Annotated in this window: 17 protein-coding genes; all 17 read left to right on the top strand. The window is 69.6% G+C overall.

Going from position 1 to position 20,265, the window contains the following annotated elements; genetic code table 11:
• Positions 1–12: 12 nt before the first annotated feature.
• Positions 13–1,452, top strand: a complete 1,440-nt coding sequence (locus ACFY9I_RS32615) for an ATP-binding protein (protein WP_391008122.1) — start codon at positions 13–15, stop codon at positions 1,450–1,452.
• A gap of 224 nt (positions 1,453–1,676) precedes the next feature.
• Positions 1,677–2,453, top strand: a complete 777-nt coding sequence (locus ACFY9I_RS32610; protein WP_391008120.1) for a ThiF family adenylyltransferase — start codon at positions 1,677–1,679, stop codon at positions 2,451–2,453.
• 11 nt (positions 2,454–2,464) lie between these two features.
• Positions 2,465–2,737: a ubiquitin-like small modifier protein 1 gene (locus ACFY9I_RS32605; RefSeq protein WP_391008118.1), complete on the top strand. Its 273-nt coding sequence runs from the start codon at positions 2,465–2,467 to the stop codon at positions 2,735–2,737.
• A gap of 4 nt (positions 2,738–2,741) precedes the next feature.
• Positions 2,742–3,521 (top strand): molybdate ABC transporter substrate-binding protein, encoded by a 780-nt coding sequence (gene modA / locus ACFY9I_RS32600; protein WP_391008116.1) that lies wholly within the window; start codon positions 2,742–2,744, stop codon positions 3,519–3,521.
• Complete coding sequence (locus tag ACFY9I_RS32595) at positions 3,518–4,357, top strand: ABC transporter permease (RefSeq protein WP_391008114.1); 840 nt, start codon at positions 3,518–3,520, stop codon at positions 4,355–4,357. The genes modA and ACFY9I_RS32595 overlap by 4 nt, the downstream gene beginning before the upstream one ends.
• The gene (locus ACFY9I_RS32590) at positions 4,354–5,406 is read left to right on the top strand and encodes an ATP-binding cassette domain-containing protein (protein WP_391008112.1); all 1,053 of its coding nucleotides are present in this window, start codon (positions 4,354–4,356) and stop codon (positions 5,404–5,406) included. Before ACFY9I_RS32595 ends, ACFY9I_RS32590 begins: the two co-directional genes overlap by 4 nt.
• Positions 5,403–6,551: a chromate efflux transporter gene (gene chrA / locus ACFY9I_RS32585; protein ID WP_391008110.1), complete on the top strand. Its 1,149-nt coding sequence runs from the start codon at positions 5,403–5,405 to the stop codon at positions 6,549–6,551. Before ACFY9I_RS32590 ends, chrA begins: the two co-directional genes overlap by 4 nt.
• An 11-nt stretch (positions 6,552–6,562) precedes the next feature.
• Positions 6,563–7,801: an FtsX-like permease family protein gene (locus tag ACFY9I_RS32580; protein WP_391008109.1), complete on the top strand. Its 1,239-nt coding sequence runs from the start codon at positions 6,563–6,565 to the stop codon at positions 7,799–7,801.
• Entirely contained in the window at positions 7,791–8,453 is a 663-nt protein-coding gene (locus ACFY9I_RS32575; RefSeq protein WP_391008107.1) for an ATP-binding cassette domain-containing protein, read from the top strand. Before ACFY9I_RS32580 ends, ACFY9I_RS32575 begins: the two co-directional genes overlap by 11 nt.
• Positions 8,450–8,854 (top strand): hypothetical protein, encoded by a 405-nt coding sequence (locus ACFY9I_RS32570; protein WP_391008106.1) that lies wholly within the window; start codon positions 8,450–8,452, stop codon positions 8,852–8,854. Before ACFY9I_RS32575 ends, ACFY9I_RS32570 begins: the two co-directional genes overlap by 4 nt.
• Positions 8,854–10,086, top strand: a complete 1,233-nt coding sequence (locus ACFY9I_RS32565) for an ABC transporter permease (protein ID WP_391008104.1) — start codon at positions 8,854–8,856, stop codon at positions 10,084–10,086. The genes ACFY9I_RS32570 and ACFY9I_RS32565 overlap by 1 nt, the downstream gene beginning before the upstream one ends.
• A 59-nt stretch (positions 10,087–10,145) precedes the next feature.
• Positions 10,146–11,075, top strand: coding sequence for a 2OG-Fe(II) oxygenase family protein (locus tag ACFY9I_RS32560; protein WP_391008102.1), 930 nt, complete (start codon positions 10,146–10,148; stop codon positions 11,073–11,075).
• A gap of 112 nt (positions 11,076–11,187) precedes the next feature.
• Positions 11,188–12,678 (top strand): lyase family protein, encoded by a 1,491-nt coding sequence (locus ACFY9I_RS32555; protein WP_391008100.1) that lies wholly within the window; start codon positions 11,188–11,190, stop codon positions 12,676–12,678.
• A complete protein-coding gene (locus tag ACFY9I_RS32550; RefSeq protein WP_391008098.1) occupies positions 12,573–13,688 on the top strand; it encodes a kinase in 1,116 nt (371 codons plus the stop codon). The genes ACFY9I_RS32555 and ACFY9I_RS32550 overlap by 106 nt, the downstream gene beginning before the upstream one ends.
• A 2-nt stretch (positions 13,689–13,690) precedes the next feature.
• Positions 13,691–16,000 carry a pyridoxal-phosphate dependent enzyme gene (locus ACFY9I_RS32545; RefSeq protein WP_391008096.1) on the top strand — a complete coding sequence of 770 codons (2,310 nt, stop codon included), beginning with the start codon at positions 13,691–13,693 and terminating at the stop codon, positions 15,998–16,000.
• Complete coding sequence (locus ACFY9I_RS32540) at positions 15,997–19,365, top strand: AMP-binding protein (RefSeq protein WP_391008094.1); 3,369 nt, start codon at positions 15,997–15,999, stop codon at positions 19,363–19,365. The genes ACFY9I_RS32545 and ACFY9I_RS32540 overlap by 4 nt, the downstream gene beginning before the upstream one ends.
• Positions 19,366–19,387: 22 nt before the next feature.
• A partial coding sequence (locus tag ACFY9I_RS32535) for an AMP-binding protein (RefSeq protein ID WP_391008092.1) occupies positions 19,388–20,265 on the top strand: 878 nt, incomplete at its 3' end.

Below are 20,265 nucleotides of genomic sequence, written 5' to 3'. Positions count from 1 at the left end.
GAGGGAGGGCCTGTGCGGAGGAAGCTGCTCCTCACCTATCTGACCCTCACCGCGGTCATCCTATTGATGCTCGAAGTCCCGCTGGCTCTCAGTTACTCGATGAGCGCCTACCACCAACTGGTCATGATCCGGGCCGGGGAAGCCCGTGAACTGGCCGTGGAGGCCACGGCGGTGTTGGAGGACCGGGCATCGACGACGGCCTTCGAAGAGCGGCTGCGACGCTACGGATCGAACCATCAGACCACGGTCGTCCTCGTCGACACCAAGGGCAGGGTGGCTGCGGCGTCCCGCACCGACATCGACGCCCCTGCGACCGTGCTCCGCTCTCCGTTGGCAAAGGCGTTGCGGGGCAAGAGCGTCGAACCGTCCCGAGATCTCGGACACTCCGTACGACCGGACGAGGTCGTCGTCGCCGAGCCGGTCCGTCATGGGGAGAAGGTGATCGGGGCCCTGGGGTCTGTCGCCTCGAGCGCGGCGGTGCAACGGGACGTGGAAAGACACACCCTGGTGCTGATCGCCGCGGGGGCCCTGGCGTTGACCGCGGTCGGCCTGGCCAGCGTGCCGTTGAGCCGGTGGCTGCTGCGCCCCATCCGGGAGTTCGACAACACGGTGCACGCGATCGTCGACGGGGCGTACGACGTACGCGTGCGGTGTGGCGGAGGACCCCCCGAAATGCAGGGACTGGCCGACGCGTTCAACCGCATGGCCGACCATCTGGTGACACTGCTGGAGACACAGCGGGCCTTTGTGGCCGACGCCTCCCACCAGATGCGCAATCCGCTCACCGCGCTGCGGCTGCGGGTCGAGACACTGGAATCGGGAGTCCTGCCGGAGGCCAGGAAACGACTCCAGCAGGCCGTGGCGGAGATCGAACGCCTTTCCACCCTGCTCGACCAACTCCTGCGGCTCGCCCGTGCCGAAGGCCGGGACCAGTCCGTGGAACCGACGGACGTGGCGGAGGTCATCGCGACCAGAGTGGCCGCCTGGGAACAGGCCGCCGCCCGCAAGCGGATCACGCTGCTCGCCCCCGGCACGGACAGGACCGTGACGGCCTGTGTGCCGGGCCATCTCGAGCAGATTCTCGACGTGCTGATCGACAACGCGCTCCATGTCTCCGACGTGGACACCTCGATCACCATCCGGCACGAGGTGGCGGGCGCGTATGCACAGATCCAGGTGATCGACGAAGGCCCGGGTATGTCGGCGGAGGACTGCCGGCGAGCCCTCGACCGGTTCTGGCGAGGCGGACAATCCGCCGGACACGAGGGATCGGGACTGGGACTGGCGATCGCCGACACTCTCGCCAAGGCCAACGGCGGATCACTGCGCCTGCTGCCGACGACCCCGCGCGGCATCGAGGCCAGAGTGGAGATGCCGCTCTGCCCCCGGGCGGCACAGGCCACCGAGAACCCGGTACGCATGCCCGTGTGCCCACGGGCCATGGCGGACTGAAGGCCGAGGTCTGGCGGGCACCCCCCGTCTCACTTGCCGAGCCGTTGTCCTGCTCCTGGCGTTCTGCCGGGCACCTTGGTCTGCGGCTGCCCAACCGCCGTGCCCACCCTTGTCGGGCTCTTGCCGTGCCCTTGACGTTCTGCTGCACAGCCCCTGATCCGCGTCCCTCTACGGTCGTCGCTGTTCGAACAATCAGCCGATCCAGGACAACGGGGGGAATGAGGATGACGCTTCAGGCGCCAGACTTCACCCAGTTCCAGCTCGATCGATACTCTCGCCAGCTCCGGCTGGAAGGCTTCGGCATAGAGGGCCAGCGCCGGCTCCGCGACGCCCATGTCGCCATCTCACGCGGTGGCGGTGTCGGCGGCACGGTCGCGACGCACCTCGCGATGGCCGGCGTGGGCCGCCTCACCGTGGCGCACGGCGGCGAGATCGTTCCGGAGTACCTGAACCGGATGCTGCTCGCCAACCCCAAGGACGTCGGACGCCCTTGCGTGGACGCGTTCGCCGACAGCCTCCACCGGATCAACCCCGATGTCGAGGTGACCACGTACCCGGAGTACGTCACCGACGACAACGTTCGCCGCCTGGTGGGCGACGCCGACCTCATCGCGGACGGAGCACCGCTCTTCGAGGAGCGCTACGCCCTCAACAAGGCCGCCGTCGAACTCGGGATCCCGCTGGTCTCCGGGGCGATGTACGACACGGAGGGCTACATCACCACCGTCAGGCCGGGCCGCACGCCGTGCCTGTCCTGCATCTACCCGACCAAGCCCGACTACTGGACGAACATCAAGGTCTTTCCGGCCCTGAGCACGGCGCCCGGCCTGGTCGGCACCGTGATGGCCATGGAAGTGATCAAGGTGCTCACCGGATTCGCCGAGCCGCTGGACTCACAACTGATGTTCTTCGACCTGCGCACGAACATGACCCGGCTGCTCAATGTGACCCGCCGACCGGACTGCACGGTCTGCGGCCATCTCGACGACGACGACTGTTGAGGGAGAATCCCATGCCGAAGATCTTCGTCCCCACCATCATGCGCAAGCACACCGAGAACAAGGCGACCGTCGAGGTACCGGGCACCACGGTGTCCGAGGTGTTCGACAACCTCCTCGACAGCTATCCCCTGGTCCGTGATCTCCTGCGCCGCAAGGAAGGCGGGCTCCTCCCGCACATCAACGTCTTCGTCAACGGCGACGACATACGCGCGCTGGACGGGGAGAAGACCGGCCTGACCGACAGGGACGAAGTCCACGTCGTTCCCGCCATGGCCGGAGGCTGACCGCATGGCACGACAGTGGATCGCCAGGGCCGTCACCTCCGCCGTGCTGGCCCTGGCGGTGACCGGATGCGGCAGCGCGGGCGGCACCGAGCACAGCGGACACGGGACCAGGAAGGTCACCGTCTTCGCCGCCTCCTCCCTCAGCGGCGCGCTCGAAGACGCGAAGAGCGCGTTCGCGAAGGTGCATCCGGGCATGGACATCCGGCTCAACCTGGGTGGCTCCTCCACCCTGGTGGCGCAGTTGCGCAACGGCGCTCCCGCGGACCTCTTCGCCTCCGCCGACGAGCCCACCATGGACAAGGCGGTGGCCGCGGGCCTGACCGACGGCCCCGTGCGGCGCTTCGCGGGCAACACGCTGAGCCTTCTCGTCCAGAAGGGCAACCCCGAGAAGATCCGCGGGCTGGGGGACCTGAACCGCGAGGGCCTGACGGTCTCGCTGTGCGGGCCCCAGGTGCCCGCTGGACGGTACGCACGCCAGGCGCTGGAGCGCGCGGATGTGCCTGTGCCGAGCGGCGGCGAGGAACTCGACGTGAAGCAGGTCGTCAGCCGCGTGACGCTCGGGGAGGCGGACGCCGGCATCGTGTACGCCACGGACGCCAAGGCGGCCTCGGGCAAGGCGGACGCGGTGGCCATCGCCGAGGACCAGAACGTCGTGGCCCACTACCCCGCCGGTGTCCTCAATGCCGGGGACAACGCCGCCGGTGCCAAGGTGTTCCTGGACTTCCTGCTGTCCTCCGAAGGCCAGGAGATCCTGAAGAAGCACGGTTTCCGGGACCCGCTATGACCGTAACAGCACCACCCCCGGTCGCCGCGGTTCCGCCGCCACCGCGAGCCCGCCGCTCGCGGTGGCTGGCGGTGGCGGTGATGCTGCTCGGCGGTCTCGGGCTGACGCTGTTCGCCGCCCCCCTCGCCTCCCTGCTGCTGCGTGTCCCGTGGGCCGACGCCGTCACCCAACTGTGGTCCCCGCAGGCCCGCGAGGCGCTCCAGGTCTCCCTGCTGTGCTCGCTCTGCGCGACGGCGCTGTGCCTGGTGCTGGGCGTTCCGGTGGCGTGGATCCTGACACGCACCCAACTGCCGGGCCGCTCGGTCCTGCGCGCGATCACCACGCTGCCCGTGGTGATGCCGCCGGTCGTCGGCGGTGTGGCGCTGCTGCTGGCGTTCGGCCGCGAGGGCGTCTTCGGCCGGTTCCTCGACGAGACGTTCGGCATCCGCCTGGCCTTCTCCACCCACGGCGTGATCCTCGCCGAGACGTTCGTGGCGATGCCCTTCCTGGTACTGACGGTGTGCGGCGCGCTGCAGTCCGCGGACCGTCAGCTGGAGGAGGCGGCCCGGACCCTCGGCGCGAGCCCGTGGACGGTCTTCCGGCGGGTCACCCTGCCGCAGATCCGTCCCTCACTCCTCTCGGGGGCGGTCCTGTGCTGGGCGCGTGCCCTGGGCGAGTTCGGCGCCACCATCACCTTCGCCGGCAACCTCCCGGGCACCACCCAGACCCTTCCGCTCGCGGTCTACGTCGCCCTGGAGCAGAGCCCCGAAGCAGCCGTCGTCCTCAGCCTGCTGCTCCTGGCGGTCTCCCTGAGCATTCTGATCGGTCTGCGCAAGCAATGGGCAGGTGGCCTGTGACCCTCACAGCACAGATGCGCGTCGTGAACGGAACCTTCGACCTCGACGTCGACATCGAGGTCGGCGAGGGGGAGACCGTCGCCATTCTCGGACCCAACGGCGCCGGGAAGAGCACGCTGCTGCGTGCCCTGGCCGGACTCCATCGTCTCGACGCCGGACGGCTCAGTCTGAACGGTCGGGTGCTCGACGATCCGGCTGCCAGGACGTTCGTACCGCCCGAGTGCCGTCCGGTCGGCGTGGTCTTCCAGAATCTGCGCCTCTTCCCGAACCTGAGCGCCGTGGACAACGTCGCCTTCGGCCTGTGCTGCCGCCGGGTGCCCCGCCGCGAGGCGTCCCGGCGGGCCGCCGAGTGGCTGGACCGGCTGGGGCTGGCCGACCGGGCCGCGGCGCGACCCGCCGAGCTGTCCGGTGGCCAGGCGCAGCGGGTCGCCATGGCCAGGGCGCTGGCGGTGGCGCCGGAAATGCTGCTGCTGGACGAGCCGTTGTCCGCCCTCGATGTCGGCATGCGCGCCGAGATGCGCCGCGACCTGCAGCGCGCGCTGGGCTCCTTCCCCGGTGTACGGCTGGTGGTGACCCACGACCCCACGGAAGCCTTCACCCTCGGCGACCGGCTGATCATCCTGCAGGACGGACGGGTGGTCCAGAGCGGCACCCCGGCCGAGGTGACGGCACACCCGCGCTCCCAGTACGTCGCCCAGTTCGTCGGCGTCAACCTGCTGCGCGGCTGGGTCGAGGGCGGCCGGCTGACCGTGGACGGCGGCTTCCCCCTGGTCGTGCCCGACGACCAGCACGGTGATGTGTGGGCCGGCATCAGGCCCCGCTCCGTTGCCCTGCACCGCGAACGCCCCGGTGGTTCGCCGCGCAACGCCTGGGCGTGCCAGATCGAGAGCCTGGACGTCGAACGCGACGTGCTGCGGGTCGCGTTGACCGGCAAGCCCCCGCTCGTCGCCGAGGTCACCGCCGAGGCGTTCGCCGAACTCGGCCTGGGCCCCGGTGACCAGGTCTGGGCCTCGGTGAAGGCCACCGAGATCGAGGTGTTCCCGGCATGACCGAAGTACGGCAACCTGCGCGGGGCCGGGCGGCAGCCGAGGTCTTCTGGGTGTTCCTGCGCATCGGCTCGCTGTCGTTCGGCGGACCGGCGGCCACCATGGGGCTGGTCCACAGCAAGGTCGTACTCGGCCTGAAATGGATCGACAAGCGCGAATTCCTGGATCTGACCGGCATGGTCAGTGTCCTGCCCGGCCCGAACGCGGTCGAGATGGCCATGCACATCGGCCAGCGCCGGGCCGGGCGGGCGGGCTTCGTGCTCGGCGGCGTGGCGTTCATCCTTCCCGGCGCCCTCCTCGCCACGCTGCTGGGTGCCTTGTATGTGGAGTACGGAACCACCCCCGCGGTCACCGGGCTGCTGTACGGCATCAAGCCGGTGGTCGTCGCGGTCACGGCCTGGACGGTCGTCCGGCTGGCGAAAACCGCCAAGCTCCGGCGACCGCTGCGTGCCGCCCTCATGGCCGCCGTGGCTCTCGCGTACGTCCTCGGAGTCGATGAGATCCTCCTCCTCGCCGTCGCGGGGGTTCTCGCGCTGGTGGCCCGGTTCCGGCACACCGCACGGCGGAACACACGGGGTGCCCTGATGCTTCCGCTGGCCGCTCCCACGGGGAACACCGATCTGGTCTCGCTGGCCGGAGTGTTCCTCAAGGCCGGTGCGCTGCTGTTCGGCGGCGGGGCCGTGCTGATGGCGCTGCTGCGCGGGGAGCTGGTGGTCGACCGCGGCTGGATCACCGAGACGGAACTCCTGGACGCCATCGCGGTGGGGCAGGTGACCCCGGGACCCGTGCTCAACACGGCGACCTTCCTCGGCTACACCCTGGGCGGGCCGCTGGGCGCCCTCGTCGTCACCGTCGTCGTGGTGTTGCCGTCCTTCGCGCTGATGGTGGCGGCGGGCCCCTTGCTGCGTTTCATCCGCGCCCACGACTGGACCCGCGCTCTCCTCGACGGCATCACTCTGGGCTCGATCGGTGTGCTCGCCGGGGTCACCGTCGAGTTCGCCCGGACCGGGATCATCGACCCGCTCACCGCCGGCCTCGCCGCGGCCGCCGCCCTGGTCTTGTGGCGCCGGCCCCAGTCCGCCCTCGCCCTCGTCGCCGCGGGCGCCGCCTTCGGGCTGCTCCGGCTCCTTGCCCACCACCTCATGTGAAGGAGGAAACAGTGCCCCGATTCACTCTGGTATGGGCTGAGTTGAAGGGCCGGCCCATCCGGACACTCACCGGTGCGGTCAGTCTTGCCATCGGACTCGCGCTCTTCCTGAGCCTCCAGGCGTACGGCACCGGCTACCGTGAAGCGGCCAGAGCCCCGCTGTCCGAGATCGGCACCGACATCGTGGCCCAGCGCGAGGGCGACCGGCCGAAGGCGTTCGAGGGCGCTGTCTTCCCGCACTCCGCAGCGGCGATCACCGACGAGGAGGCGGCGTCCATCGCCGCCACGGAGGGCGTCGAGGCGACGAGCAGGGCCCTGATCTTCTGGTCCTTCCAGGACGAGGACCTGGTCGTGACGCTGGGCATGGATCCGGCGGAGCGGATCGGGCCGGGCCGGCTCAGCGCCGGGCTGCGCGACGGCCGCTTCCTCGAACCCGAGGACTCCGGTGCCGTGGTGCTCGACCTCAGCTACGCGGAGCAGAAGCAGATCAAGACCGGTGACAGATTCCCCATCGCGGGCCGGGCGTTCGAGGTGGTCGGCCTCGTCGACACCAGCAGGGCCGGACAGATCGCCAATGCCAACGCCTACCTCACCCTGCCCGACGCGCAGAGGATAACCGCCGCCGCGGGGATCTCCGGCCCGACGGACATCAACATGGTCTTCGTCACCGCCCAGCCCGCCCAGAGCGAAGCGGTCGCCCGCGACATCGCCGCCGGACTCGGCGAGGACAGCCTCATCACCACGCCGCAGTCCTTCGACGACGCCCTGGGCTCGACCTTCTCCCTGATCGACCGGTTCGGCCTGCTCGTCGGCATCGCCGCCCTGCTCGTCGCGGCGGCCGGGCTGGCACGTACGGTCGGCGCCAACCTCGCCGAGCGGCGCCGGGACGTCGCCGTACTGCGTGCCGTGGGCTGGCCACGCCGCTCGGTGACCGCCCAGCTCACCGCGGAGACGACGGCCATCACGATGCTGGGCCTGGTGATCGGCGTTCTGGCGGCCGTGGGGATCACCTGGGCACTGAGCAGCACCCAGGTCACCGTCCCGGTCCCCTGGGAGCTCAGCCCCACACCCCACTTCCTCGCCGGAGGAGCCCGGCAACTGTCCCTCACCGTCCCGCTGCGGGCTTCGCTCGACGTGCTTCTGATTGCCGCCGCTGCCCTGGCCAGCCTGGTCGCGGCCGCGCTGGTCAGTGTGTTCGCCGCGAGGCGCGCGGCAGGCATCAAACCCATGGAGGCATGGCGTGTCCAGTGAAGCCCTGAAGGCCGAGGGGATCCGCAAGTCCTTCGGCGACGTCACCGCGGTGGCCGGCATCGATCTGACCATCCACGTCGGCGAGTTCCTGGCGATCGTGGGCCGGTCGGGATCAGGGAAGAGCACGCTGCTCAACCTCCTCGCCGGACTGGACTCGCCCGACGCGGGACGGATCAGCAGCCGGGGCGACGCCCTGCCCACCGGAGAGGACGCCCTGGCCGACTGGCGCCGAGAGCACGTGGGGCTGGTCTTCCAGGCATTCCATCTGATCCCCACACTGTCGGCGCTGGAGAACGTGGCCGTCCCGCTGTACCCCCTGCGCATGAGCGCCGCCGAGCGCCACGAACAGGCCCGGAAGCGCCTGGAGCAGGTGGGCCTCGGACACCGCACGACCCATCGCCCCGGTCAGCTCTCCGGCGGGGAGCAGCAGCGGGTCGCCATCGCGCGGGCGCTGGTCGGTGAACCGACGCTGATTCTCGCCGACGAACCCACGGGCAACCTGGACAGCTCCACGGGCCAGGAAATCCTCGACATGTTCCAACGGCTGCGCCAGGAGACGGGGTTCGCACTGGTCGTCGTCACCCACGACGAGAAGGTGGCCGCCGCCGCCGACCGACAGATCAGGTTGCAGGACGGAGTGGAAGTCGCATGAACCGCAAACTCATCGCCGCGCTCGCGCTGAGCGCGGTTCTCGCTGCCGCGGGCTGCGGTGGCGAGGACAAGGGAAAGGCCGACAAGTCCGCAGCGGGCGTGGACGTCGACCTGGTGTACCTGAACCACCCGCCCGTGCAGCCGGTCCTGAAGGACATCGAGGAGGTCCTCGCCGGCTACGAGGGCAAGGTGAGCGTCTCCCGGTACGACGCCGACACCCCGGCAGGCAAGGAGTTCACCGATGAGCACGACCTGACCGGCCATGTCGCGATCGCCGTCGTGATCGACGGAAAGGTCAGCTTCAAGGGCTTCCCGGCCGGCGAGGCCCCCGTCAAGAGCGCCGAGGGCGACTGGGAGATCGAGGATCTCGACGCCGCCCTACGGCAGCGGACGAAGGGCTGATGACCGCGGTGAACCTCTACACCCGCTCTCAGCTGCGCTTTCGCCGTCGGCGAGCTCTCGCCGTGGTGGGCGCGGTGGCGCTGGGAGCGGCCCTGCTGATCGCCCTCACCTCCCTCGGCTCCGGGTTCCGCGAGGCCGCTCGCGCCCCGCTGGCGGGTATCGCCGCTGACCTGGTCGTCACCCGGCCGGACGGCGGCACGCCCTCGGAGCAGACCGGACGCGGTGTACGGCAGCCGTTCGGCCTGGCCACCTTCGACAGTGGCGAGGTGCGGGAGATGGGTGGCGTACCCGGCGTCGACGCCGCCGTGGGCTCGCTGCAGATCTGGGACTTCGGGGCGCGCTCGACCACCACCATCGCCGGAGTCGACCCCGGGGAGCGGACTGTCGGCCCGGGCCGGATCCTGGACCACAACCTGATCGCGGGCCGCTCCCTGCGCACCGGTGAGCGGGGCGTCGCCGTCCTCGACCGCCACTATGCGGCGTTCTACGACACGAAGGTGGGCCAGAGCGTCAAGGTCGGTGAGCGCAGCTTCACGGTGGTCGGCGTGGTCGAGATCAAGGACTCGGCGCAGACGGCGGCCTCGAACATCTACCTTCCGCTCGCCGAGGCCCAGGAACTCGCCGGTCTGGCAGCCGACCAGGTCAACCAGGTGCATGTGCAGGTGGGCAACTCGGCCGACACCGAAGCCGTCACCGCCGGGATCACCGACCGCGTCGGCCAGGTGAGCGCCATCACCCCCGACAGCCTGGTGCAGATCATGGGAGCCGTCGGCCGTATCTCCGCCCGCTTCTCGAGCATCGCCGCGGTCGTCGGCGGCATCGGCGGCCTGGTGCTGAGCTGGACGGCACTGCGCGGCCTGGTGTCGGAACGTACCCGTGAGATCGGGCTGCTCATGGCGGTGGGCTGGAGGCGTTCCCATGTCGTCAGGGTCTTCCGTGTCGAGGCCATGGTCCTCGGCCTCGTAGGCGCCGCTGTGGGCATCGCGGTCGGTACGGCCCTGGCCGGCCTGCTCTCGTACGTCCCCGCTCCCGACCTCTTCTCCGCTCCGCCCTCCGTGGGAGGGCACGGCGAGGCTCCGGAGACCGAAGGCACCGGGCTGCCCGTCAGCGTCAGCCTCACCGCGCTGGGTGCCGCAGCCCTGGTGTCCGTCGGTGGCGCGACCGGCGCGGGGGTCCTGGCGGCCAGGCGCGCAACACGGCTCAAGCCCGCACGGAGCCTTGTGTCTCTGTGAGGAACACCGACTTCTGCAAGAGGCGCGGCGCTGAAAGCCGCCCGGATGAGGGAGCTGTCATGGCAGACGAATTCGTACCGGTCATCGACCTGTCCGCCCGGAACACCGAAGCCGGCCGCGAAGAGATCTCCGCCGCGATCCGGCGGGCCTGCGAGACCTCGGGTTTCTTCACCATCGTCGGGCACGGCGTGCCGAAGGATCTCGTGGACCGCATGTACACCACGACGAAGGGATTCTTCACGCGACCGGAAGCGGAGAAGGAGCTGAGTGCGAACACGGGCGCCGGGGTCTCCGGGCTGCGCCGCCCCGGCGGACCCTACGAGGCGTTCGCGGCGCACGTGACCGGGGACCTGAGCGAGGAGGAACGCTCGAAACTCGGTGACTACCCGGCAACGTGGAAAGCGGCGAACATCTGGCCGGACGCCGATTTCAAGGCGACCTGGGACGAGTACATCGCTGCCATGACAGGGCTGTCGGCCGACATCATGCGGCTGTTCGCGGTGGCGCTGGAGCTGGACGAGGACTTCTTCGACGAAAAGTTCGACGAGCACGTGTCACTGCTGCTGGCGAACTACTACTACCCGGAGCCGGAGGCGGATCAGCTTCGCCGTGACGCCCACACCGATTGGGGCAGCCTGACCGTGCTGTACGTGGAGGACGCCCTCGGCGGTCTCCAGGTGCTCCGCGGCGAAGGGGACTGGCTGGACGTCCCGGCCATTCCGGGCAGCTTTGTGGTGAACATCGGTGACCTGATGGCCTTCTGGACAGGCGGCCGTTGGATGTCGACCGTGCACCGGGTCGTCAATCCGGAGCCGGGGAACACATCGTCGCGGATCTCCATTCCGTTCTTCTATCTGCCGAATCACGACACCTCGATCGAACCGATGCAACCGCTCGCGGCGGGAACCACGGCGGCGGATCTCGACCAGGTAACCGTCGGGCAATGGTTCTCGTGGAAGATGCAGACGACCTACCAGGCCGCTTCCTAGCAGAACCGGTCTGCGATTGCGGATTCTCACGGAGGTGAACGAAATTTCCGAGCAGGACCGTGTGACGTCCTTATCAGGACAATCATCCGCCCCTATCAGCGGGCGTATCACCTTGGCGCCGAGCGCTCTGCTCCACGACGAGATACTTGCTCCGCAGTTCCACTACGAGGCCGAACACCTCCTCCCGTGGTACGTCGCCATCGAAAAGGTACTCGCGATCGAGTACGGGCGAATGGGAATCATCTCCCCGGCAGCAGTGCGGGAGTTGGGGAGTCTGCTCTGCGAAGTCACCGCCGAACGCATCCGGGCCAGCCCGGACGACAACATGTCGGACATCGCGTTCGCGCTGGAACGTTTCGTCGAGGAACGTCTCGCCGGCCCCGTCCCCGGATGGCATGTGGATCGCAGCCGTAACGACTTCCAGTCGTGCGCCCAACTCCTCTTCGGCCGAGAACAGTTGCTCCGCACCGCCGAGCAACTCCTCGACTTCGCTCAGACCGTGCACCGAGTGGCCTCGCGCACGCTCGACATCCCCATGCCCGGCTACACCCACCTCCAGACCGCGCAGATCATCACGCCCGGCTTCTATCTGGCGGCCCTCTGCGAGCAGACGGTCCACTCGCTGACGCGGTTGCTCTCCACCTATGACGGGATCGACGTCAGTCCGCTGGGCGCCGGTGCCATGGCGGGGCAGGAACTGCCCTGGGACCGCGGCCGCATGGCCGATCTCCTCGGATTCCGTGCCGTCCGGCGGCATGCCCTCGCCGCTGTGGCCTCCCGGGACTGGTCGGTGGAGATCACCGCCGAATTCTCCGTCCTCGGAGTCTCGCTGAGCCGCTTTGCCACCGACCTCATGAGCTGGGGAAGCAGCGAGTACGGATTCATCGACCTTCCCGACGACCTGTCCGGCATCTCCTCCGCGATGCCGCAGAAGAAGAACTTCCCGATCCTGGAACGGATCCGGGGCAGAACCGCCCACCTCAGCGCCTTCCACCTCGACCTCGTCCTCGGCCAGCGCAACACGCCGTACTCGAACTCGGTCGAGGTCTCCAAGGAGGCCGGCGCGCATCTCCATTCCGCCTTCGTCGCCGTACGGAGCGTGCTGAGCCTGCTCGGCACCGTGCTGGACAACCTCCGCTTCCGCGAGGACCGGATGCGGGAGGTCTGCGAACGCGAGTACCTCGGCGGTTTCACCCTCGCCAACCTGCTGACCCTCGACGAGAACGTGCCCTGGCGCAGAGCCCAGGTCATCGCAGGCCAGTACATCGTCGCCGCCTCCGGCCGAGGTCTGTCGCCACGTGACACCGACCCCGAACTGCTGCGCGAGGTCGCACTCAAGCACGGCTTCGACCTGGCGGAACCCCAACGTGCCCTGGCCGTGGCCTTCGACGTGGAGGAGAGCCTGCGCCGGAAACGGTCGGCCGGGTCGGCGCACCCCGACGCGGTGCGTGAGCTGCTGGCCGAGAACGCCGCTCACCTCGACGAGCAGCGCGCCCAGTGGAGACGGCGCGACGAGCGGGTCCGAGGCGCGCTCGGAGAAATCGATCGTCAACTCGGTATCCGGCGACCGCGCCGACTCGGTACGGACACGGGGAGCAGATGACTGGACCGCCATGTGAACAGCCCGAGGTATCGCCGTACGGCTCCTTCGAGGAAGAAGGCGTCGGCGTCGGTGCCGCGAACGGAACCTTCGGTGAACTGTTGCAGGGAGTGCTGCCCGAGAACGATCTGGACTTTCTCGTCACCTTTCCGATCACCAGATCCTCCACCGCGGAATTCCGGTTCGCCTCCTCGTGCCGCGAGGTGATGGTCCGGCCATCGCACAAGACCAAGTCCCGGTTGCTCGCGGAACGCATCCTGCGGGCCCACGGCCGGCACGGCGGCGGCTATCTGACCATCACCACCGACCTGCCCGAAGGAAAGGGGCTCGCCAGCTCCTCCGCCGATCTGGTGGCCACGGCGCGTGCCGTCGGCGAGGCGATGGGGGTACGACTCACGGAGAGGGAGACCGAGTCGTTCCTGCGCGGCATCGAGCCGTCGGACGGCGTGATGTACCCGGGAATCGTCTCCTTTTACCACCGGGAAGTGCGACTGCGCGAGAAACTGGGATTCCTTCCGCCTCTCACGATCGTCGCCCACGACGCCGGAGGAAGGGTGGACACCGTCCAGTTCAATCAGTCGAGGAAACCGCGCAGCGAAGCCGAAAAGCGAGAGTACGCGCATCTGTTGAGGGAACTCACGGTCGCTGTCGAGGCCGGCGACCTCCGGACGGTGGGGGATATCGCCACCCGGAGCGCGGAAATGAGCGACACCCTCTCTCCCAGAAAGCACTTCGGTGATCTGCTGCGCATCTGCAGGGACGTCGACGGGCTCGGACTGGTGCTCGCCCACAGCGGGACGAATCTCGGTGTGCTTCTCCCCGGTGACGAGGACGAGCAGACCGATCGCGTCGAGTACGTCCGGAAATCGTGCGCCGCGTTCACCGGGAGCGTGTCCGTCTACCGCTCGCTGGGGCCGGAGGGCCAGAGATCCGACGCTCCGGGGAGATTCGAGGATCCAGAAACCCCCGAAGCACCGTTCACCACATCCGTCGGCCACAACCCAGGGACCTGAACATGCTCTTCGACAGTGTGGTTGACGCCATCGGGCACACACCGCTGGTACGCCTTCGTGTGGCCGGCGCCCACGGCGTCGAGGTCTGCGCGAAGCTCGAACTGCAGAACCTGTTCGCCATGAAGGACCGCGTCGCCCGGAACATGATCCTCGAGGCGAAGCGCACCGGCGCCCTCCGCGACGGCGCGCCCATCATCGAGAGTTCCTCTGGAACCATGGCGCTGGGCGTCGCCCTGGTCGGGACCGCTCTTGGCCATGACGTGCACATAGTCACCGACCCACGGATCGACGAGGTCACCCTGGCCAAGCTGCACGCACTGGGATGCCATGTCCATGTTGTGGAGGCGATGAGTGAACACGGGTGGCAGAGCGCCCGGCTCGAACTGCTCGACCGCCTGCTCGCGACCCTGCCGGGTGCCTTCTGGCCCCAGCAGTACACCAATCCCGACAACCCGGGCGCCTACCGCCTGCTCGCCGACGAGATCCTGGACGACCTCGGGCCGATCGACGTACTCGTCGGCTCGGTGGGCAGCGGGGGATCCCTCTGCGGCACCGCCCGTGCCCTGCGGGACACGCTGCCGGACCTGACCGTGGTGGGGGTCGACGCCGTCGGCAGTGTGCTCTTCGGTCAGCCCGACCTGCCGGGCAGGTTGCAGAGCGGCCTCGGAAACAGCCTGCTGCCGAAGAACCTCGACCGCCGCCTGATCGACGAAGTGCACTGGCTCAACGACGCCGAGGCGTTCGAGTCCACCCGAGCCCTCGCCAGGGAACAGCAGATCTTCGCCGGGAACACCTCAGGGTCGGTGTACCGGGTGCTGTGCGACCTCGCCGCCCGTGCCGAGCCGGGCACCCGCATCGTCGGAATCCTCCCGGACCGCGGCGACCGCTACGTCAACACCGTGTACAGCGACCCGTACTGGAAGGAGCGGGGACTGCACGACCTGGGCACGGCATCCGCCTCCCAGGTCGTCGAGCCGGGCCGGGTCGTGCACGGGTGGTCCCGCACCCCACGTGAGGGTGACGGCACCTCCGGGCTGCGTCGGCACCTTCTCTTCGTGGAGTCCAACACCACGGGGACCGGCATGCTCGCGCTGGAGACGACGCGCCGGCTCGGACACGAAGCCGTCCTCCTGACCAGCAAACCCGAGCGGTACGCCGGCCTGGCCGAGGCGGAGTGCGAGGTGCTGGTCTGCGACACGAACTCCCTGGTAGAGCTGCGCCGCACCATCCAGGACCGCTTCCGCCGGGAGGAGATCGCGGGTATCACCACCACCAGCGACTTCTACGTCCCGCTGGTGGCCGACCTCGCGGCGTGGCTGGCGCTGCCGGGCAACCCTGTTCCGGCGGTGGCCGCCTGCCGCGACAAGTCGGTGCTGCGGCAGAAGCTGAGCTCCGCCCAGGTACGGCAGCCGCGCTTCACCGCCGTGACCGACGTCGCCTCGGTGGCCGCGGCGGTCGACGCGGTCGGCCTGCCATGTGTGGTCAAGCCGGCGGACGAGTCCGGCTCCACGAACGTGCTGCTGTGCGCGACCCGGGAACAGGCAGAGGCGCAGGTCGAGCGGATCCTCGCCGTCCGGGTCAACGCGCGGGGCCTGCCCACGGCCGGGACCGCGCTGATCGAGCAGTATCTGGACGGACCCGAGTTCAGCGTGGAGATGTTCAGCTGGAAGGGGGAGACCCGCTGCATCGGCATCACCGAGAAGAGCGTCACCGGCTCCCCGTACTTCGTTGAGCACCGCCACCTCTTCCCCGCTCCGCTCTCGCCCACGGTGGCGGGGCAACTGGAGGACATCGTGCGCCGCGCCGTGGAGGCGGTCGGCATCGAGCTGGGCGCCACGCACACCGAGGTACGGCTCACCGAGGACGGCCCGGCCCTCGTCGAGATCAACGCCCGGATGGCCGGCGGCATGATCCCGGAACTCATCCGACTGGCCACCGGTACGGAACTCCTCGAACAGCAGGTGCGTGTCGCCCTGGGGCAGCCCCCCGAGCCGGTCCCCGAGCCGAGCCGCCACGCCGGCATCCAGTTCCTCCTCGCCGACCGGGAAGGCGAGTTCGCCGGGGTCGACGGAGCCGAGCAGGCACGCGACATCGACGGCGTCGACCGCGTCGTCGTCACCGCCCGCCCGGGAACCGCCGTGCGCCCGCCCCGCGACGCCTACGACCGTCTGGGCTACGTCATCGCCCACGGCGACTCACCCACCCAGGTCACCAAGACCTGCGCCGACGCACTCGACCGACTCACACCCCGGATCCGGGACACCTCGCCGGAGCCGAACCGTTCGGCAACGGAAGGGAGGACGGCACGATGACGGAGCCGAGGACCCGCCCACCCGTCGCGTTCACCTCGATCCCGGCCGCCCTCTCCCACTGGGCCCGGGAACGGCCGGACGCCACCGCGTACACCTTCGTCGGCCCCGAACTCGCAGTGGAACGCACCGTCGACTACCGGGAGCTGCAACGGTCCGCGCTGAAGGTCGCGGCACACCTCCAGCAGACGGCCCGTCCCGGCGACCGGGTCCTGCTGCTGTTCCCGCCCGGACTCGACTACCTGACGGCGTTCCTCGGCTGCCTGTACTCCGGCGTCGTCGCGGTGCCGCTCTACGCGCCCCGGCCCGGCGCCAAGCTGGACCGCATCGCGGCGGTGGCCGACGACTGCCGACCCACGCACGTGCTCACCACCGACGAACTCGCGGGGCAGTTGGGCGAGATGTTCCCGCCGGAGGGCACGGAGGGCACCCCCGGGGTGCACACCGTCGAGGCCATGCTGACGACCGATCCCGCGCTGTTCCGGCCGGTCGAACTCGACGGCACGGACCTCGCCTTCCTGCAGTACACCTCCGGATCCACCGGCCAGCCCAAGGGCGTGATGGTCAGCCACGGCAACCTGGTGGAGAACGAGACGGCGATCACCGACGGCTTCGGCGTCCGCCCCGACGACGTCATCCTCAGCTGGCTGCCGATGTACCACGACATGGGGCTGATCGGCACCGCGCTGCTGCCGCTCTTCTACGGCATTCCGTCCGTGCTGCTCAACACCTTCGCCTTCGTCCACGATCCGATGATCTGGCCGACCGCGATCGCCCGCTTCGGCGCCACCTGCTCCGGCGGGCCCAACTTCGCGTATCAGCTTCTCGTCGACCGCTACGATCCCGCCCGGCTGGCCGGAGTGGACCTCAGCTCCTGGCGGATCGCCTTCAACGGAGCCGAACCCGTCAGCGAGCAGACCCTGCGGAGCTTTGCCGACCGCTACGCCGAGCACGGCTTCGCCGCGAATGCCCTCTACCCCTGCTACGGCCTGGCGGAGGCCACCCTCTTCGTCTCCGGAGCCGAACCCGGGGCGGGCCACAGGGCCGGGCTGTTCGACCGGAGCGCTCTGGAGAAGGGGCGGCTCCAGGACGCCGCCGAGGGGACGGAGAACACTGTCGCGATCGTCTCCTCGGGCGCGGCCGCCCTCCGTACCACCGTCGTCATCCGCGGCGAGGACGGCGCGAGCCTGCCGGACGAGGCCGTGGGGGAGATCTGTGTGCGCGGCCCGAGCGTCGCGCAGGGCTACTGGAACGACCCCGCGGCTTCCGAGGAGACCTTCCGCGCCCGCGTCGCCGGGCATCCGGGTACGTTCCTGCGCACCGGGGACCTCGGTGCCGTCAAGGACGGGCAGCTCTTTCCGGTGGGGCGGAGCAAGGACCTCATCATCGTCGCCGGACGCAACTTCCATCCGCACGACATCGAGAGCGTCGCCTCCCTCAGCTCCCCGTACCTGCGCCGGGGCGCCGCCGCCGCGTTCCAGCCGGACCCGGGGAAGCGGGACGTCGTCCTGGTGCTGGAGGTGACCCGCGACGGCGTGGCCGCGCTGCGCTCCGACGAACGCACGGCGCACGCGTGGGCCGAGCGGGTAAGACGAGCGGTCGGCACGGAGTGCGACGTGCACCTCTCCGACGTGGTCTTCGTCTTTCCGGGCTCCCTGCCCAAGACGTCCAGCGGGAAGATCCGCCGGGCCGAGACCGGACAACGCCATCTCGACGGCACCCTGCGCCTCGTCCGGCGGCCCCGCCCCGCGCCCGCCGGCACCCCGGCCGCTGAGCCGGAGACAGGCCGGGAAGCGCTGCGGGACACACTCGGCCGGCTCGCCGCAGCCCACCTGGGATACGAACTGACCCCGGAGGACCAGCATCAGCCCCTGGCGGCACTCGGTCTGGACTCGCTCAAACTCGTGGCGCTGAAGGGCGGAGCGGAGCGGCTCCTGCAGCGGCCGGTCGAGGCCGGCCTGTTCTACGGCGACCGCTCCCTCGCGGAGATAGCCGAAGAACTCGCCGTCACCCCGCTCCCCACCACCTTGCCCTCCACCGCGGTACCGGACGACACCGCGGGAACCCATCCGGCGTCCGACGGCCAGACACAACTCGCCTTCCACGACGAACTGCACCCGGAAGACACCGCCAACATCCTGCCGACGGCGGTACGCGTCGCCCGTCCGCTGGACCCGGACCGCCTGCGCGCCGCCGTCGCCGCCGCGATCACCCGGCACCCCGCCCTGCGGACCACACTGGGCCCGCTGGGCACCGGCACCCAGATCGTGCACGAGAGCCTCCCGCTGGACTTCCAGCTACAGGAGCAGGAGACCGAGGACCCGCAGGAGGCCCGCCGCTTCCTGGAGGGCGTCGCCCACCGGCGCTTCCTCCTGACGTCCGGCCCCCTGGTGCGGGCAGCCGCCGTTCTCACACCGACCAGCACCCTGCTGCTGATCACCTGTCACCACGTGGTCGTCGACTACTGGTCGCTGCGGATCGTGATGGCCGAGATGCTGGCCGACGTGCTGGACGTCGACGACACCTCCGGTGCCCTTCCCGCCGTCACACGCGCCGGGGCGATCGAGTGGGCGGGCGCCCAGAAGGACGTACTGGACTCCGAGACGGCGAAGAGGGACCTCGCTGCCCTGACCGAGCGGTGGCACCCACTGCGCGACCAGGTGCTGTTTCCCCGGGAGTCGCCGAAGCGGCGCCGACGCAACCCGGCGGGACTGGTCGACTTCGCGGTGGACGCCGCGACCACACGGCGTCTGCACGAGCACGGCCGGGCACGCGGGCACACTCCGTTCGTCCTCTTCGCCACCGCCTACCTGCGTGCGCTGCACCGGGTCACCGGACACCGGCGCATCGTCATCGGCACGCCGTACCACGGGCGAAACGACTGGCGTTACGCCGAGACCGTCGGCTACCTCGTCAACATGCTGCCGCTGCTGGGCGACTTCCGCGCAGGCGACGCTCTCGACGACCTGGCGGAGCGCACCTGGCGGGAGTTGCGCACGGCTCTGGACACGGCGCACATCCCCCTGTCCCGCCTGATCAGGGCCCTGGCGCCGGAACGGCACGGACAACACCCCCTTTTCCAGGCGACCTTGACCTTTCAGCAGTCGGTCGGCGGCTGGCTCGACGACGGATTCGCCGTTCCGTGGAGCGGCTGCCGCCAGACCTACGGCGGTGTCGAGCTGGAGGCGTACGACCTGCCGCCCCGCGACGTGTCGTTCGCGTTCAGCCTCTACGGCACCCGCCACGGCGACCGTCTGGTGTTCCGCCTCCAGTACCAGCGGGACCTGGTCCTGGAGAGCGAAGCAGCGCTCGTGCGCGAGGAGTTCATGGCCGCCCTGCGAGAACTGATCGCTTTCCCCCAAACCTGAGACGGAATTCCGGAGGTCTGCAATGAAGCGCAACGAGACCCGGCGCACCACCTTGTCTTCCGCCACCGCTCTGGTGGAGGCGTTCGCCGGAGCAGTGGCGGCACACCCGGAGCGTGTCGCGGTGACCGACGCGGAGCGGAGCTGGACGTACCGGGAACTGGACGAGACCGCCGCTCGGCTGGCGGCGGCGCTGCGCGAGCGGTCCGCAGAGCCAGGACGCCCGGTGGGCGTTCTGCTGGACCGGTCGGCATGGACGGTCGCGGCCGCGCTCGCCGTGGTCCGCACCGGTTCCTCGTACGTCCCGCTGGATCCGGAGACGCCGCGTGCCCGTCTGGAGCTGATCGTCGAGGACGCGGAGCCCGCAGCCGTGATCACCTCCCGGTCCCTCGCCGGACAAGTACCCGACGGCGTCGCCGCCCTCTATGTGGACGATCCACTCCCGGAACCCGCCGCGGAGGAGGAACCCGGCGTCGCCATCGGCCGGGACACACGGGCGTACATCATCTTCACCTCCGGCACCACGGGCCGGCCGAAGGGCGTGCAGGTCTCTCACGGCAATGTGCTGAGTCTGCTGGCCGCGTGCGAGGAGGGGTACGACTTCGGTCCCGAGGACGTGTGGACGCTGGTCCACTCCTTCGCCTTCGACGTCTCCGTCTTCGAGATGTGGGGCGCGCTGCTCCACGGAGGGCGCCTCGTCGTCGTACCGGCCAAGACCGCCAAGGACCCGGCGGCCTTCCGGCGGCTGCTCCGAGACGAGCAGGTCACCGTGTTGAGCCAGACACCCACCGCCTTTCAGCCGCTGTGGGCGGAGGACATCCGCCACGCCGACCTGCTGCCGCTGCGCTGGGTGGTCTTCGGCGGGGAAGCCCTGCACTTCTCCGATCTGCGCGCGTGGGTGGG

The organism is Streptomyces sp. NPDC012510 (assembly GCF_042955065.1).
Taxonomy (GTDB): Bacteria; Actinomycetota; Actinomycetes; order Streptomycetales; family Streptomycetaceae; genus Streptomyces.
Note: the sequence above shows the minus strand (reverse complement) of the source record. Positions and strands in the feature narration are given on the sequence as shown.

Bases quoted from the DNA above. Each gene is read 5' to 3' on its own strand.
- ACFY9I_RS32540 (WP_391008094.1), top strand. From the start codon at position 15,997: ATGACGGAGCCGAGGACCCGCCCACCCGTCGCGTTCACCTCGATCCCG.
- modA (WP_391008116.1), top strand. From the start codon at position 2,742: ATGGCACGACAGTGGATCGCCAGGGCCGTCACCTCCGCCGTGCTGGCC.
- ACFY9I_RS32605 (WP_391008118.1), top strand. From the start codon at position 2,465: ATGCCGAAGATCTTCGTCCCCACCATCATGCGCAAGCACACCGAGAAC.
- ACFY9I_RS32545 (WP_391008096.1), top strand. From the start codon at position 13,691: ATGCTCTTCGACAGTGTGGTTGACGCCATCGGGCACACACCGCTGGTA.
- ACFY9I_RS32610 (WP_391008120.1), top strand. From the start codon at position 1,677: ATGACGCTTCAGGCGCCAGACTTCACCCAGTTCCAGCTCGATCGATAC.
- ACFY9I_RS32560 (WP_391008102.1), top strand. From the start codon at position 10,146: ATGGCAGACGAATTCGTACCGGTCATCGACCTGTCCGCCCGGAACACC.
- ACFY9I_RS32595 (WP_391008114.1), top strand. From the start codon at position 3,518: ATGACCGTAACAGCACCACCCCCGGTCGCCGCGGTTCCGCCGCCACCG.
- ACFY9I_RS32565 (WP_391008104.1), top strand. From the start codon at position 8,854: ATGACCGCGGTGAACCTCTACACCCGCTCTCAGCTGCGCTTTCGCCGT.
- ACFY9I_RS32570 (WP_391008106.1), top strand. From the start codon at position 8,450: ATGAACCGCAAACTCATCGCCGCGCTCGCGCTGAGCGCGGTTCTCGCT.
- chrA (WP_391008110.1), top strand. From the start codon at position 5,403: ATGACCGAAGTACGGCAACCTGCGCGGGGCCGGGCGGCAGCCGAGGTC.